The organism is Shewanella cutis, assembly GCF_022410515.1.
Classification (GTDB): Bacteria; Pseudomonadota; Gammaproteobacteria; order Enterobacterales; family Shewanellaceae; genus Shewanella; species Shewanella cutis.
Window position 1 is genome coordinate 1 of the sequence record NZ_JACSDI010000044.1, and the last position, 1,350, is coordinate 1,350.

Below are 1,350 nucleotides of genomic sequence, written 5' to 3' on the forward strand. Positions count from 1 at the left end.
TTTTTATTCGTCACTCAGAGGTTACTCAGGTTAAGTTGAATAATAGTGACCACATTGAATACCTTTTTCATCGTCTAGCAAGTTTCATGTGCTTATTGGCGAAAAAATTGAGTGGACAAAACATTTAGATAGATTCTCAATGCATGACATCCTTAGTTTAAATTGGGTTTTATATCTAAGTTACTATTGCTTAGATTCGGTGGTAAGCGTTGTTCATTCTTTAATGCAGCGTCATGTTCTAAAGGAAAATGAATGATCATCAGTAGCAAAACGAGCGAAAAGCTTCGAGATCTTATCAATGAAGAAACTGAGTATCGCTCAGGTCCAAACTTGGTTAGGTTTTTTAACGCATTAGGATTTAACCATTCTTATGGACAAGGCTTCCCTTCTCGTTGGAAGTATACGGATGATTGTTTAGAGACTATCAATGGTACACCCAACCTCGATACTTGTATCAGAAGCGTATTTAATCCAGTCAGCTTTATCGGGCGTATTGGAGAACTAGACGGTTATATTGCTGACTTCAATCAGTATCTTGCTTTCGACAAATGGCGAGTGATCAGAAATGAAGCCGAAATTACCTTTAAAAAGCTCCAAAAAGTAGAATTAAATGAAAATGGAACGCATGCGCCCAGCATGTCTGAGTCTGATTTCTTGAGCCGAGAGTTTAGCGGTTTCACGATCTCTGACTTAGGTTTGGATCTTAATGTCACTGACGTACTAAACAAACGATTAGTTGAAATTGAAAAAACTTACAATTCTGGGGCATATTTATCGACTATTCTACTAGCGGGTAGCTCGTTAGAGGGGATATTTCTTGGACTTGCATCGAGTAATCCTAGGGCGTTTAATACCGCTAAATCATCACCGAAAACCCGCGACGGTAAAGTACAGCAGTTTCATGATTGGACATTGGCGACGTTTATTGATGTTGCAAAAGATTTAGAGTTAATTCAACTGGATACCCATAAATTTTCGCACACGTTGAGGGATTTTCGAAACTACATACACCCATATCAACAAATGACGTCAGGTTTTACACCCAGAGAGCACACAGCTAAAATCTGCCTGCAAGTTTTAAAAGCTGTAATCATGGAAATTTCGCAAAACATCCACAAGCTAGGTACATAAAAAGTGTTTAGTGCTTAAAGATACTTTTTCTCATCAGAATAAAGAGCGTTAGAGTGATTCGTCTAACGAGCTTTTGTCTAAAAGTGTGTTGAGTAAGATTATTAAGTCTACAGGCTATGACAATGCTAAACAGGTGAGCCATGGTGATTAGCGAGACGACAGTCCGCCCCACGGATGGGGCGGTCGAGCATCCAAGGAAGGACTTGCTGCGTGTCGTTG

The 1,350-nt window shown here is 39.5% G+C and carries 1 protein-coding gene; it reads left to right on the plus strand.

Going from position 1 to position 1,350, the window contains the following annotated elements; translation table 11 throughout:
* The first annotated feature begins 252 nt into the window (after positions 1 to 252).
* Positions 253 to 1,131: a hypothetical protein gene (locus tag H9J30_RS21530; RefSeq protein ID WP_240132841.1), complete on the plus strand. Its 879-nt coding sequence runs from the start codon at positions 253 to 255 to the stop codon at positions 1,129 to 1,131.
* The last annotated feature ends 219 nt before the right edge of the window (positions 1,132 to 1,350 follow it).

Coding starts and splice junctions, on each gene's coding strand:
- H9J30_RS21530 (WP_240132841.1), top strand. CDS start 253: ATGATCATCAGTAGCAAAACGAGCGAAAAGCTTCGAGATCTTATCAAT.